Source organism: Staphylococcus caprae, from assembly GCF_002902725.1.
GTDB classification, from domain to species: Bacteria; Bacillota; Bacilli; order Staphylococcales; family Staphylococcaceae; genus Staphylococcus; species Staphylococcus caprae.
This window is the reverse complement of the sequence record NZ_PPRT01000097.1, coordinates 1-14984: the sequence shown is the minus strand read 5'-3', so window position 1 is coordinate 14984 and position 14984 is coordinate 1. Positions and strand designations below refer to the sequence as shown.

Genomic DNA, 14984 nt, shown 5'->3' with positions numbered 1-14984 from the left:
ATAGCAGTATGATGTGAATTTGTTCTAATTTTTAGATGAGTCTTATCTAATTTATATATTGAACAGATAAATATATTACATTATAGTAATTATTATCAAACTAAAATTGTCAGAAAATTCTAATAAGGGAGTGTGCATCATGTACAATGAGAAATTAAAAAAGGGTTTGTATGATTATCGTGAAGAACATGATGCGTGTGGTATTGGATTCTATGCCAATATGGATAATAAAAGATCTCACGATATTATAGAAAAGTCTCTAGAAATGTTGCGACGATTGGATCATAGAGGTGGCGTAGGAGCTGACGGAATCACTGGCGATGGTGCCGGTATTATGACTGAAATTCCATTTAAGTTTTTTGACCAATTAACTGACATCAAAGTTCCCGGTGAAGGACATTATGCCGTGGGATTATTTTTTTCTAAAGAAAAAGTAAAAGATTCAGCACATGAAGCCGTGTTTAATTCATATTTTGAAAGTGAAGGATTTAACGTTATCGGATATCGAGACGTGCCTGTAGATACCAATGCGATTGCTAAGCATGTTGCAGACACAATGCCATATATTCAACAAGTATTTGTAGATATCAGAGGTGTTGAAAACGTTGAGAAACAATTGTATTTAGCTAGAAAGCAAATTGAGCGTTATGGAGAAGAACAATCTCTAGAACTATATTTCACAAGTTTATCTAAAAGAACAATTGTATATAAAGGTTGGTTACGTTCGGATCAAATTAAAGGATTGTACTTAGACCTACAGAATGACGATTTCCAGTCGAAGTTAGGGCTTGTGCACTCTAGATTTAGTACAAATACATTTCCAAGTTGGAAACGTGCGCATCCCAACCGTATGCTCATGCACAACGGTGAAATTAATACAATTAAAGGTAATGTAAACTGGATGAGAGCACGTCAAAATAAGTTAGTTGAGACTTTATTTGGCGATGAGAAGGATAAGGTCCACTTTATTGTTGATGAGGATGGAAGTGACTCAGCAATTGTGGATAATGCGCTCGAGTTTCTTTCTCTAGCAATGGAACCTGAAAAAGCTGCTATGTTGTTAATTCCAGAGCCGTGGTTATACAACAAGTCTAATGATAAGAATGTCCGTGCTTTCTATGAATATTATAGCTATTTGATGGAACCATGGGACGGTCCTACAATGATTTCATTTTGTAATGGCGATAAAATTGGTGCTCTTACTGACCGAAACGGTTTACGACCAGGTCGTTACACTATAACTAAAGATAATTTTATCGTTTTCTCTTCTGAAGTGGGTGTTGTTGATGTACCTGAGGAGAACGTTGCTTTCAAAGGTCAACTTAACCCAGGAAAGTTGCTTCTTGTCGACTTTTTACAGAATAAAGTTGTAGAAAATAATTATTTGAAAGCTGATATTGCTAGTGAATTACCTTATTTACAGTGGTTAGAGGAGTGTAAGATCGATAATCACTTTGAAGAGGTTAAATATGAGCCTTCTGATTGGGATGAGTCTACATTATTCCGTCTGCAAAAGCAGTTTGCTTACACAAAAGAAGATATAAACAAGTATATGGCAGATTTAGTAACAAGCAAGAAAGATCCGATTGGTGCAATGGGGTACGATGCGCCGATAGCAGTGCTCAATGACAAACCAGAATCACTATTTAATTATTTCAAGCAATTATTTGCACAAGTAACAAATCCGCCTATTGATGCCTATCGAGAAAAGATCGTAACAAGTGAATTATCATACTTAGGCGCTGAAGGGAATTTACTTCACCCTGATGAAACGGCTTTACAGCGTATTCAATTGAAGAAACCAGTCCTTACGGAAGCACAACTAGCAGCCATAGATCAATCACGTTTTAATGTGACTCATTTATCGACAGTTTATACAGAAAGTCTTGAGGCAGCATTAGAGGATCTTGGTGAAAGAGCTATAGAAGCTGTGAAGTCTGGTGCGAAAATCTTAGTACTAGATGACCAGTCACTTGTATCTGAAGAAGGATTCGCGATGCCGATGTTGTTGGCATTAAGTCATATCCACCAATTATTAATCCGTGAAGGGTTAAGAATGGAAACCAGCCTAGTTGCGCAATCAGGTGAAACAAGAGAAGTACATCATGTAGCATGTTTACTTGGTTATGGAGCTAATGCAGTAGTGCCTTATTTAGCACAGCGTACGGTAGAACAGTTAACACTTAAAGGTCAGTTAGCAGGTTCAGTTACCGACAATGTTGAAACTTATACGCAAGTGCTATCTGAAGGTGTGATTAAAGTGATGGCTAAAATGGGGATTTCCACTGTACAAAGTTATCAAGGGGCACAAATTTTTGAAGCAGTTGGTTTATCTCAAAAGGTCATCGATCAATACTTTACTGGTACGCAATCTAAATTATCAGGTATTAGTATTGAACAAATTGATAAAGAAAATAAAGCAAGACAGAGTGATACATCAGACTACCTTGAATCAGGAAGTACATTCCAATGGAGACAACAAGGTCAACATCATGCGTTTAATCCTCGTACTATTTTCTTACTACAACATGCTTGTCGAGATAATGATTATGAGTTGTTTAAGGAATTTTCCGAGACAGTCAATCATCAACGTACGGATCATATACGACATTTATTAGAGTTTAAAACGCAACGTCCGATTGATATTAGTCGCGTTGAGCCAGCGAGTGAAATTGTTAAACGGTTCAACACTGGAGCGATGAGTTATGGTTCAATTTCAGCTGAAGCACATGAAACTCTAGCGCAGGCTATGAATCAGATTGGTGGTAAAAGTAATAGTGGAGAAGGCGGAGAAGACCCGTCAAGATATGGAATTCAAAAGGATGGAAGTAATAAGACGAGTGCGATTAAACAAGTTGCGTCTGGACGATTTGGTGTAACAAGTGATTATCTTCAACATGCTAGAGAGATTCAGATTAAAGTTGCGCAAGGCGCTAAACCAGGGGAAGGTGGACAACTACCAGGATCTAAAGTGTATCCATGGATAGCAGAAACAAGAGGATCGACACCAGGTATTGGATTGATTTCTCCGCCACCACATCACGATATTTATTCAATTGAAGATTTAGCTCAATTGATACATGATTTGAAGAACGCAAATAAAGAAGCGGATATCGCAGTTAAACTTGTATCGAAAACGGGTGTAGGAACGATTGCTTTGGGAGTTGCGAAAGCATTCGCTGATAAAATCGTCATTAGCGGTTATGACGGAGGAACTGGGGCTTCGCCTAAGACAAGCATTCAACATGCAGGTGTACCATGGGAAATTGGTTTAGCTGAAACACATCAAACGTTGAAGTTAAATGATTTACGTAGTCGTGTGAAATTAGAAACAGATGGTAAGTTGCTGACTGGTAAAGATGTAGCGTATGCGTGTGCGCTTGGAGCGGAAGAGTTTGGATTTGCAACTGCGCCACTTGTAGTGTTGGGATGTATTATGATGCGCGTGTGTCATAACGATACATGTCCAGTCGGAGTTGCTACGCAAAACAAAGATTTACGTGCGTTATTTAATGGTAAAGCACAACACGTTGTTAATTTTATGTATTTTATTGCAGAAGAATTGCGTGAAATTTTAGCTTCATTGGGATTAGAAACTGTTGAAGATTTGGTAGGAAGAACAGACTTATTACAACGTTCATCACAACTAAGACCTGGTAGTAAAGCCGCTGCAATTCAAATTGAAAACCTTATCGAGCAGTCTGAAGGACCTAACACAAAACAAATATTACAAGATCATCATTTAGATATTGGTTTTGATTTAAATTATTTATATCCAGATGCTAAACATAGTATTGAGAATGGTCATTCGTTCACAGGAAGTTATGTTGTAAATAATGAACAACGTGATGTAGGAGTGATTACAGGTAGTGCCATCGCGAAACAATATGGTGAAGAAGGCTTACCAGAGGATACAATATTTGCTTATACTGAAGGTCATGCTGGTCAAAGTCTCGCTGCTTATGCGCCACGTGGATTAACTATTCACCATACTGGTGATGCAAACGACTATGTAGGTAAAGGGTTATCAGGTGGAACTGTGATAGTCAATGCTCCAAATGAAGCACGTGAAAATGAAATTATCGCTGGTAATGTGAGCTTTTACGGTGCTTCAAGAGGTAAGGCCTTTATCAATGGTAAAGCAGGAGAACGTTTCTGTATTAGAAATAGTGGTGCTGATGTTGTTGTTGAAGGTATTGGAGATCATGGTCTTGAGTATATGACTGGCGGACATGTCATTATTTTAGGTGATGTGGGTAAGAACTTTGGCCAAGGTATGAGTGGTGGTGTGAGTTATATCTTCCCTTCAGATATTGAACAATTTAAAAAGGATAACGCGCTCGAAACGCTAGCATTTAGCAGTGTAGATTATGATGAGGAGAAAGCATTAATTAAAGAGATGCTTGAAGCACATTATAAGCATACGCGCAGTCTAAAGGCACGAGATATTTTAGATCAATTTGAAAATGTGAGCCAATACGTAGTTAAAGTCATTCCAAAGGATTATCAATTGATGATGCAAAAAATTGATTTACAAAAACGACAATTTGAACGTGTAGATGAAGCGATGCTCGCAGCATTTTACGATGATAGAGAAAGTATTGAAGAAACATTGCACCCAGCAGTAGTTTATTAGAGAAGTGGAGGAAGATAAATCATGGGCGAATTTAAAGGATTTATGAAATATAACAAACTGTCTTTGTCAGAATTGTCTTTAGTAGACCGTCTTTCTAACCATGATGCGTTTCAACAGCGTTTTTCTAAGGATGAGGCCTCCATTCAAGGTGCACGTTGCATGGATTGTGGTACACCATTTTGTCAAACCGGTCTATCTTATGGAAGAGAAACAATCGGTTGTCCTATTGGTAACTATATCCCGGAATGGAATGATTTAGTATACCATCAAGATTTTAAGTCGGCTTACGAAAGGTTAAGTGAGACAAATAATTTCCCTGAGTTTACTGGACGTGTGTGTCCTGCACCTTGTGAAAATTCATGTGTAATGAAAATTAATAGAGAATCTGTTGCGATTAAAGGTATTGAGCGAACGATTATAGATGAAGCGTATGACAATGGTTGGGTTCAACCGAAGTATCCCGAAGATAGAAAAGATCAAAAAGTTGCGATTGTTGGAAGTGGGCCAGCTGGTTTAACAGTCGCTGAAGAGCTTAATATTAAAGGTTATCAAGTCACCGTCTTCGAAAAGGCGAATGAGCCAGGTGGACTACTTATGTATGGTATTCCTAATATGAAATTAGATAAGGATGTTGTACGCCGTCGTATAGCATTGATGGAAGAAGCGGGCATTGTTTTTAAAACAGGCGTTGAAATTGGTGTGGATATGGATAGAGAAACACTTGAAGAAATGTTCGATGCTATTATTCTGTGCACAGGTTCTCAAAATGCGAGAGACTTACCTTTAGAAGGACGTATGGGCTTTGGCATTCATTTTGCAATGGATTACCTTACTGAACAAACTCAGTATCTAAATGGTGAAATTGATGAAGTCACTATCACTGCTAAAGATAAGAACGTGATTATTATAGGTGCTGGTGATACTGGTGCAGACTGTGTTGCTACAGCTTTACGTGAAAATTGTAAATCAATTGTTCAATTTAATAAGTATACTAAACAACCCGAAGAAATTACGTTTGAAAGTAATACGTCATGGCCTTTAGCAATGCCAGTTTTTAAAATGGACTATGCGCATAAAGAATGTGAAGCGAAATTTGGTCAAGAGCCTAGAGCATATGGTGTGCAAACGATGCGTTACGATGTAGATAACATTGGAAATGTTCGAGGATTATATACTCAAATATTACAAGAAACACCAGAAGGCATGGTAATGGCTGATGGCCCTGAGAGATTTTGGCCAGCTGATTTGGTCCTCTTATCCATTGGGTTTGTAGGGACTGAAACAACTATACCTCATGCGTTTGGAATTAAAACTGAACGTAATAAGATTGTCGCAAACGATACAGATTTCCAAACGAATCACCCTAAATTTTTTGCGGCTGGAGATGCACGTCGTGGTCAAAGTTTAGTAGTATGGGCAATCAAAGAAGGACGTGCTGTTGCTCAATCTGTCGACCAATATTTAAGTAAAAAGGTTCTAGTGTAGACACAAAATAATTTTATTGACTTTTAATAAGCGCTATTATATGATTGTTATTGTGTTCATTGGAGGAATACCCAAGTCCGGCTGAAGGGATCGGTCTTGAAAACCGACAGGGCCTTAACGGGCCGCGGGGGTTCGAATCCCTCTTCCTCCGCCATTAGAATTAAAATCCAAGACTAATAGATACAAAAGGCAAGTACTTATCTTAATGAGTATTTGCCTTTTTTATTTTTGTCAAATATACTATCGACGATATTTTGAAAATATTATGTAAGCCTTTACATAACTTGTATAGACAAGTTATACTCTCTATAAGAAATTAAGGGAGTGAAGCCCATGGCTGTAAAAAGAAACGATGTAAAAGCCATCGTTGAAGCAATTGGAGGAAAGCACAATATAGACAAAGCAACGCATTGTGTGACACGTTTACGACTCGTACTGAATGATGACAGTAAAGTAGATAAAGATGCATTAAGTGATAATCCTTTAGTTAAGGGACAATTCAAAGCAGACCATCAATATCAAATTGTCATTGGTCCTGGTACAGTAGATGAAGTATACAAACAATTTGTTGAAGAAACAGGTGTAGAAGCATCTTCTAAAGATGACGCTAAAAATGCGGCAGCACAAAAAGGTAATCCGCTGCAACGTTTAATTAAATTGTTGGGAGACATTTTTATTCCAATACTACCGGCTATTGTTACAGCTGGTTTGCTTATGGGGATTAATAATATTCTCACCATGAAGGGGCTATTTGGTGCTAAACCATTAATTGAAATCTATCCTCAAATCGCTGATATTTCGAATATCATTAATGTAATCGCTAATACGGCCTTTATTTTCCTACCGGCATTAATTGGTTGGAGTAGTATGAGAGTATTTGGCGGTAGTCCGATTCTAGGATTAGTGCTTGGTTTAATCTTAATGAATCCGCAACTTGTGTCTCAGTATGATATTGGGAAAACTAAAATACCGACCTGGGATATTTTCGGATTGCATATCAAACAGCTTAATTATCAAGGTCAAGTGTTGCCTGTACTTATCGCGACATATGTTTTAGCTAAGATTGAAAAGGCTTTAAACAAAGTCGTACATGATTCGATTAAAATGCTAGTTGTTGGGCCAGTTGCCTTACTTGTTACTGGATTCTTAGCGTTTATCGTTATTGGCCCCGTCGCATTAATCATTGGTACTGGAATTACGAATACAGTTACATTTGTGTTTGAGCATGCTGGTTGGCTTGGAGGAGCAATTTATGGCTTAGTTTATGCGCCTCTTGTCATTACAGGATTACACCATATGTTCTTAGCTGTGGATTTTCAATTGATGGGCAGTAAACTAGGTGGTACTTATTTATGGCCAATCGTAGCGATTTCTAATATTTGTCAAGGTTCTGCAGCGTTTGGGGCATGGTATGTCTATAAACGCCGTAAGATGGCTAAAGAACAAGGTTTAGCTTTAACGTCAGGTGTTTCGGGTATGCTAGGTGTGACTGAACCAGCTATGTTTGGAGTCAATTTACCATTGAAATATCCATTTATCGCAGCGATTTCAACTTCATGCGTGTTAGGTGCCGTGATTGGTGCGAATCAGGTTCTAGGAAAAGTAGGCGTCGGTGGTGTACCAGCTATCATTTCAATACAAAAAGAATATTGGCTAGTCTATGGCATTGTCACACTTGCAGCGGTCATTATTCCATTTTTTGTGACCATTTTCCTATCAAAATGGAGTAAACAAGAAGCTAAAGAAATAGTAGATGAACCAGAAGCAGAAAAAGAAAGTGAGTAAGCTTTAAAAAATAGATATGAGGTGGGAAAGTATGGCGCAAAATGATTGGAGAAAATCAGTTGTCTATCAAATTTATCCTAAATCATTCAATGATACGACTGGTAATGGTGAAGGAGATTTAAATGGCATCATTGAGAAGCTAGACTATTTAAAATATTTGGGTGTGGATTATTTATGGCTTACACCAATCTATGAATCTCCGATGAACGACAACGGATATGATATTAGTAATTATTTTAAAATTAATGAACAGTTTGGAACAATTGAAGACTTTAAGCGATTAGTTGCTGAAGCGCACCAACGAGATTTAAAAATTATGTTAGACATTGTAATTAATCATACATCAACACATCATGAATGGTTTAAGGAAGCTATACGTTCAAAAGATAGTCCGTATAGAGATTATTATTTCTTTAGAGAATCAAACGATGGCCCACCGACGAATTGGGAGTCTAAATTTGGTGGAAATGCATGGCAATATGATGATAAAACGGATGAATATTACCTGCATTTATTTGATGTTTCTCAAGCTGATTTAAATTGGGACAACCCTGAAGTAAGACGAGAATTATATAAAATTGTTAATTACTGGATTGATTTCGGTGTAGATGGTTTTAGATTTGACGTTATTAATCTTATATCGAAAGGTGCATTTAAAGATTCACCTAAAATCGGAAAAGAATTTTATACAGATGGTCCACATGTTCATGACTATTTAAATGAGTTAAACCGTCATACATTTGGAGGTAAAGATTTGATGACTGTAGGAGAGATGTCTTCTACGACAATCGATCATTGCATTAAGTATACTAAACCTGAAAGACAAGAATTAAGCAGCGTTTTTAATTTTCATCATTTAAAGGTGGACTATGAAAATGGAGACAAATGGACTTATGCTGACTACGATTTTCACCAGTTAAAAAATATTTTGATGGAATGGCAATTAGGTATTCATCAAGGTGGAGGTTGGAATGCAATATTTTGGTGTAACCATGATCAACCTAGAGTAGTATCCAGATTTGGTGATGATTCTAATGAGGAATTACGTCAAGCTAGTGCGAAAACTTTGGCAATCGCATTGCATATGCTTCAAGGGACACCTTACATTTATCAAGGTGAAGAGATAGGAATGACGAACCCTCATTTTTCAATGATAAATCAATATCGAGATGTTGAGTCTTTAAATGCCTTTCAAGAGTTGAAGCGCAAGGGCTATTCGGAAGATTATATTTTGAAAATTCTTGATCAAAAATCGAGAGATAATTCACGCACACCTATGCAATGGACGAATGGAGAGGCTTCCGGTTTTACAAGTGGGCAACCATGGATTGATATTGCTCCGAATTATAAAGAGGTGAATGTTGAACAAGCAATTGAAGATGATCATTCAGTATTTCACATGTATCGTCGCTTGATTGATTTGCGTCATAACCACGACATTCTCACTTATGGAGATATTACGCCTTTATATATGACACATGATCAACTTTTTATTTACCGTCGTAATTATCAATCTAAATCGTGGCTTGTGATTGCAAACTTTTCAAAAGAAGCGGTGATGATTCCAAGAGATTTAGATACTGAAGGAGATATCATTATTCAAAATGGTACAATAACGAATGACGAAATATCAGGTTTCGGGGCGATTGTCATCGAAACACATTAATGATAGTGAATGAGGCATGTTCATGAAGCGAAATAAGTTCCTAATGATTTATGAAGATTTAAAAAATAATATTTTATCGCAAGATTTAAATTATGGTGATCAATTACCTTCCGAACATGATTTAGTTGCCACTTATAATGCTTCTCGTGAGACCGTCAGAAAAGCATTAAATTTGCTTGAACGAGATGGAATGATCCAAAAATTGCGTGGTAAAGGTTCGATCGTTATTTTTCAAGAAATCACCGAATTTCCATTTACTGACTTGATCAGTTTTAAAGAAATAAAAGAGCGATTAGGCCTTAATTATCAGACAGAAGTCATCGTGAATGAAGTGGTAGAAGCACGTGAATACCCTAATGTTCAAAGAGAATTGAAGGTTGCTGAAAGAGAAGAATTGATTCATATTCAAAGAACACGTCGCATTAATAATCAAGTGAAGATTTTTGACGAAGACTTTTTCTTAAAAACTGTAGTTGATGATATTTCCGATGATATAGCCAAAGATTCAATATATGCATACTTAGAAAAGGATTTAAATTTGAATATTAGTTATTCAAGTAAATCGATTACATTTGAACCTTTTTCTTCTATAGAATATAAAATATTTGGAAACCAACTTACGCCGTATACAGCTACTGTTAGAAGTCATGTTTATCTTAAAGACACGACATGTTTCCAGTACAATATTTCGAAGCATATTGCGAATGATTTTAAGTTTAAAGAGTTTTCTAGAAGACGATAAAAAGTGACGTGATGACTGGATTATTAATGCAATTTTAAATGTATGTAAAAGCGTATTGTGAGATGAAGATGAAATTTTTACGCTTGCAAATCGATGCGAAATTATAGTATTATAAATCTTACCGTGCTAGGTGGGGAGGTAGCGGTTCCCTGTACTCGAAATCCGCTTTATGCGAGACTTAATTCCTTTGTTGAGGGCGCATTTTTGTGAAGTCTGCCCGAAGCACGTAGTGTTTGAAGATTTCGGTCCTATGCAATATGAACCCATGAATCATGTCAGGTCCTGACGGAAGCAGCATTAAGTGGATCCTCATATGTGCCGTAGGGTAGCCGAGATTTAGCTGTCGACTTCGGTTACGTTTATGATATGCGTTCGATACAAAGGTGCATGGTTTTTATTTTGAGATTAAAGCAAATAAGATATAGATGAAAGAGTGGCTTATCATATGATGAAGTCGCTCTTTTTTTATTAAATGGATTAATTTCACATAATTTGTTAAGGTTATACCGAAATAAACTAAATGACGATGAAAAATATTGAGTGATAAACGATAAAAATAAATTGATGAATTCATATGAATCTTGGAGGAGACATGCAAATTTTTTTAAGTACGTTAACAGAAGTTGACTATGATAAATCCCTTGATAGTATTGAAAGAAATTATGATCAAGATCCTGAAACAAGTTGGAAAGAGCGCGCACGTGTTAAGAATCTTCGAAAGTCTGAGAATTACAATTATGAGTTGGAAGTCATTGCTAAAAATGAATCAAATGAAGTCGTAGGACATGTATTATTAGCAGAAATCACGCTGACCTCACAAAATGACAAACAAACCGCTCTTGCAATAGGTGCATTATCGGTCAATTCAGAGGTACGTAAACAAGGTTTAGGTAAAGCGCTGATTCAAGCGGTAGAGGAACGCGCTAAAGCGCAAGGCTATGAGGCGATTTTTGTTTTATGTGATACGGATTATTTTGAAAATCTAGATTATAAAGATGCTCAACAATTCGATATTGGCATAGATGAAGAACAGAAAGAACACGATTTGTATGTTAAATTCCTAAATTCAAATGGAGAACGTTTTTCTGGTATGACAGTAGAACTTCCTGAAGTGTTGAAATAATTTATTTTCATTGAAAAGAAAAGTGACGAGCATGATATAATGGTGAGTAATTGTTAATGGAGGTGCTACAGTGGATTACCAAGCTTTGTATCGAATGTATAGACCGCAAAGTTTTGATGATGTCGTTGGACAAACACATGTCACTAAAACGTTACGTAATGCGATATCCAAAGGGAAACAATCCCATGCGTACATTTTCAGTGGACCCAGAGGAACTGGGAAAACGAGTATCGCAAAGGTGTTTGCAAAGGCAATTAATTGTCTTAACAGTGATGATGGAGAACCTTGTAATGAATGTGAAATTTGTAGAGGAATTACTCAAGGTACCAATTCTGACGTCATTGAAATAGATGCTGCGAGTAATAATGGTGTAGATGAGATTAGAAATATTAGAGATAAAGTCAAATATGCACCAAGTGAGTCTAAATATAAAGTATATATTATTGATGAGGTTCACATGTTAACGACTGGGGCGTTTAATGCGTTGCTTAAAACGCTTGAAGAACCTCCGGCACATGCAATTTTTATTCTTGCAACGACTGAACCACATAAAATTCCTCCTACGATTATTTCAAGAGCACAACGTTTTGATTTTAAAGCAATTAGCATGGATCAAATTGTAGACCGTTTGAAATTCGTAGCAGACTCTCAATCGTTGAACTATGATGAGGCAGCGTTAGAATTTATTGCAAAGGCTTCAGAAGGTGGCATGCGTGATGCACTGAGTATCATGGACCAAGCGATTGCCTTTGGAGAGGAAAAGTTAACATTGCAAGATGCATTAAATGTGACAGGCAGTGTTGATGAAGCGGCGTTAAATGAACTATTTAAAGATGTGGTCAATGGAGATGTAAAAGCAGCTTTCGGTAGATATCATCACTTTATATCTGAAGGTAAAGAAGTGAATCGTCTCATCAACGACATGATTTATTTTGTTAGAGATACGATTATGAATAAAACATCGAATGAAACGATTGAATTTGATGCCCTCATCGATTTCGAACTGGATATGCTTTATCGCATGATTGATATTATTAATGACACCTTAGTTTCTATAAGATTTAGTGTGAATCAGAATGTTCACTTTGAGGTATTATTAGTCAAACTTGCTGAAATGATTAAAGCACAACCACAAACTGTTCAGAATGTAGCAACGACGACTGTAGCGACAGAACCTGATAATGATGTATTGCTTCAGCGTATGGAACAGCTTGAAAATGAATTAAAAACACTGAAAGCACAAGGCGTTCCAAACGGAGGTCAAACACAACAACCTAAGAAACCTACGCGTACTGTTCAACGCTCTAAAAATGCATTTTCAATGCAACAAATAGCAAAAGTACTAGACAAAGCGAATAAAGAAGATATCAAATTGTTGAAAGATCACTGGCAAGAAGTGATTGACCATGCGAAAAGCAATGATAAAAAATCATTAGTGAGTCTGTTGCAAAACTCAGAACCTGTCGCAGCTAGCGAAGACCACGTGTTAGTTAAATTTGAAGAAGAAATTCATTGTGAAATCGTTAATAAAGATGATGAAAAACGTAATAATATAGAGAGTGTTGTATGTAATATAGTAGATAAATCTGTTAAAGTCGTAGGTGTTCCCTCAGATCAATGGCTCAGAGTAAGAGCAGAATATTTACAAAATCGTAATTCAAACGGTGATAATAGTAGTGAATCTGGAGAAGAACACCAACCAAAACAAGTTGATGTAGCACAAAAAGCTAAAGATTTATTTGGTGAGGAAACAGTACATATGATAGACGAAGACTGATACATGACAAGCAATATATTCGTATGTATAATGTAATAAAAGCGATTTATTAATGAGACTGTTTAATTTCAAGGAGGAAATGATATTATGCGCGGTGGCGGAAATATGCAACAAATGATGAAACAAATGCAAAAAATGCAAAAGAAAATGGCTCAGGAACAAGAAAAATTAAAAGAAGAACGTGTTGCCGGAACAGCAGGCGGTGGCATGGTTACTGTAACAGTGACTGGTCATAAAGAAGTGGTAGATGTAGAAATTAAAGAAGAAGCAGTAGATCCAGATGACGTAGAAATGCTTCAAGATTTAGTATTAGCTGCTACAAACGAAGCGATGAACAAAGCTGATGAGTTAACTCAAGAACGTTTAGGTAAACATACTCAAGGCTTAAACATCCCTGGAATGTGATAAATAATGCATTATCCAGAACCTATTTCTAAACTTATAGACAGTTTTATGAAACTGCCAGGCATTGGTCCTAAGACGGCTCAACGTCTGGCTTTTCATACTTTAGATATGAAAGAAGACGATGTTGTTCAGTTTGCTAAATCGTTAGTAGACGTTAAGCGAGAACTTACGTATTGTAGCGTTTGTGGTCATATCACTGAAAATGACCCTTGCTACATTTGTGAAGATAAACAACGCGATCGATCAGTGATTTGTGTAGTTGAAGATGATAAAGACGTTATTGCAATGGAAAAAATGCGCGAGTACAAAGGTCTATATCATGTGTTACATGGTTCGATATCGCCAATGGATGGCATTGGACCTGAAGATATTAATATTCCAGCGTTAGTTGAGCGCCTGAAAAGTGATGAAGTTAAAGAATTGATCTTAGCAATGAATCCGAATTTAGAAGGCGAGTCAACTGCTATGTATATTTCAAGGTTAGTGAAACCAATTGGAATTAAAGTTACACGCTTAGCACAAGGTTTATCCGTAGGTGGAGATTTAGAGTATGCAGATGAAGTGACATTATCTAAAGCCATTGCTGGAAGAACTGAAATGTAGATTGAATTTGAAAGGGAGTGGGACAGAAATATAATTTAGCAAAATTATTTTCGTTGTCCCTCTCCCAACTTGCATTGTTTGTAGAATTTCTTTTTAAGAAATTCTCTATGTTGGGGCCCCGCCGGCAAGGATGGCTAGGATTAAAAGAAGCTTGATATAAGCGCACTTTTAATTCAGACATCTACTGCCAATATGTTAAAGAAAGCTGAGACGATTAATTATGTCCCAGCTTCTTTTTTATTTGAGGAAAGGAATTTGAGTAGGGAATAGGATATTTGATAGAAAAAGTGTGAGGATGTAAGTATGGAAAGTCATCGAACGCTGTTGCAGAGTACAAAAAGTTTGGTATTGAGGGTAGATTCTAAATAAATTGAAAAACTTTTAAAAAAAGTTAAAGTTTGTGAAATGAAGGGGCTAGTGCATCTATAAATTGTGGCAAAGCAAATTTTAAAGGGGAAAGGCGATTATTAAATCTTTATTTTGTATTTTAAGTTCGGATATTGGAGTTTGGATGTTTTAGAATTGTTAAGCTAGTGTAAATTTTACCGTTGTTAAAAAGCTCTAAAGCCTGTATAGTATTTATTTGTTGAGCGAAACAAATCAACTGAAATCTTAAACAGACATTAAAATTAATTATAAAAAGTTGTTGACTTCAACTTTGCAAAAGAGTATAATTAATTCTTGTCGGTAATAAAAATGAACATTGAAAACTGAATGACAATATGTCAACGTTAATTCCAAACAAACAGTAACGAAAGTTAC

At 36.5% G+C, this 14984-nt stretch carries 9 protein-coding genes, 1 tRNA gene and 1 other RNA gene; all 11 read left to right on the top strand.

Annotated features, from left to right (window positions below):
* Window positions 1–139: 139 nt before the first annotated feature.
* The 11 genes from gltB (at window position 140) to recR (ending at window position 14222) form a co-directional block, all read left to right on the top strand.
* Window positions 140–4636 carry a glutamate synthase large subunit gene (gltB, locus tag CD155_RS12560; protein ID WP_103213479.1) on the top strand — a complete coding sequence of 1499 codons (4497 nt, stop codon included), beginning with the start codon at window positions 140–142 and terminating at the stop codon, window positions 4634–4636.
* A 21-nt stretch (window positions 4637–4657) separates the two neighbouring features.
* Window positions 4658–6121: a glutamate synthase subunit beta gene (locus tag CD155_RS12555; RefSeq protein WP_103213478.1), complete on the top strand. Its 1464-nt coding sequence runs from the start codon at window positions 4658–4660 to the stop codon at window positions 6119–6121.
* A 61-nt stretch (window positions 6122–6182) separates the two neighbouring features.
* Window positions 6183–6275 (top strand) — tRNA-Ser (locus CD155_RS12550).
* 179 nt (window positions 6276–6454) lie between these two features.
* Window positions 6455–7906 carry a PTS system trehalose-specific EIIBC component gene (gene treP, locus CD155_RS12545; RefSeq protein ID WP_103213477.1) on the top strand — a complete coding sequence of 484 codons (1452 nt, stop codon included), beginning with the start codon at window positions 6455–6457 and terminating at the stop codon, window positions 7904–7906.
* 31 nt (window positions 7907–7937) lie between these two features.
* Window positions 7938–9572 carry an alpha,alpha-phosphotrehalase gene (gene treC / locus CD155_RS12540; protein WP_103213476.1) on the top strand — a complete coding sequence of 545 codons (1635 nt, stop codon included), beginning with the start codon at window positions 7938–7940 and terminating at the stop codon, window positions 9570–9572.
* A 22-nt stretch (window positions 9573–9594) separates the two neighbouring features.
* Complete coding sequence (treR, locus tag CD155_RS12535) at window positions 9595–10314, top strand: trehalose operon repressor (protein ID WP_103213475.1); 720 nt, start codon at window positions 9595–9597, stop codon at window positions 10312–10314.
* A gap of 121 nt (window positions 10315–10435) precedes the next feature.
* Window positions 10436–10705, top strand: an RNA gene (gene ffs, locus CD155_RS12530) — signal recognition particle sRNA large type.
* Between the two features lie 201 nt (window positions 10706–10906).
* Window positions 10907–11437, top strand: coding sequence for a GNAT family N-acetyltransferase (locus CD155_RS12525; protein ID WP_037541799.1), 531 nt, complete (start codon window positions 10907–10909; stop codon window positions 11435–11437).
* 70 nt (window positions 11438–11507) lie between these two features.
* Window positions 11508–13214 (top strand): DNA polymerase III subunit gamma/tau, encoded by a 1707-nt coding sequence (gene dnaX / locus CD155_RS12520; protein WP_103213474.1) that lies wholly within the window; start codon window positions 11508–11510, stop codon window positions 13212–13214.
* Window positions 13215–13301: 87 nt separating this feature from the next.
* Complete coding sequence (locus tag CD155_RS12515) at window positions 13302–13619, top strand: YbaB/EbfC family nucleoid-associated protein (RefSeq protein WP_002434018.1); 318 nt, start codon at window positions 13302–13304, stop codon at window positions 13617–13619.
* A gap of 6 nt (window positions 13620–13625) precedes the next feature.
* The gene (gene recR, locus CD155_RS12510) at window positions 13626–14222 is read left to right on the top strand and encodes a recombination mediator RecR (RefSeq protein WP_070830748.1); all 597 of its coding nucleotides are present in this window, start codon (window positions 13626–13628) and stop codon (window positions 14220–14222) included.
* The last annotated feature ends 762 nt before the right edge of the window (window positions 14223–14984 follow it).

What these genes read in the sequence shown, in the direction of transcription:
- gltB (WP_103213479.1), top strand. Translation starts at nt 140, where the DNA reads ATGTACAATGAGAAATTAAAAAAGGGTTTGTATGATTATCGTGAAGAA.
- CD155_RS12555 (WP_103213478.1), top strand. Translation starts at nt 4,658, where the DNA reads ATGGGCGAATTTAAAGGATTTATGAAATATAACAAACTGTCTTTGTCA.
- treP (WP_103213477.1), top strand. Translation starts at nt 6,455, where the DNA reads ATGGCTGTAAAAAGAAACGATGTAAAAGCCATCGTTGAAGCAATTGGA.
- treC (WP_103213476.1), top strand. Translation starts at nt 7,938, where the DNA reads ATGGCGCAAAATGATTGGAGAAAATCAGTTGTCTATCAAATTTATCCT.
- treR (WP_103213475.1), top strand. Translation starts at nt 9,595, where the DNA reads ATGAAGCGAAATAAGTTCCTAATGATTTATGAAGATTTAAAAAATAAT.
- CD155_RS12525 (WP_037541799.1), top strand. Translation starts at nt 10,907, where the DNA reads ATGCAAATTTTTTTAAGTACGTTAACAGAAGTTGACTATGATAAATCC.
- CD155_RS12515 (WP_002434018.1), top strand. Translation starts at nt 13,302, where the DNA reads ATGCGCGGTGGCGGAAATATGCAACAAATGATGAAACAAATGCAAAAA.
- recR (WP_070830748.1), top strand. Translation starts at nt 13,626, where the DNA reads ATGCATTATCCAGAACCTATTTCTAAACTTATAGACAGTTTTATGAAA.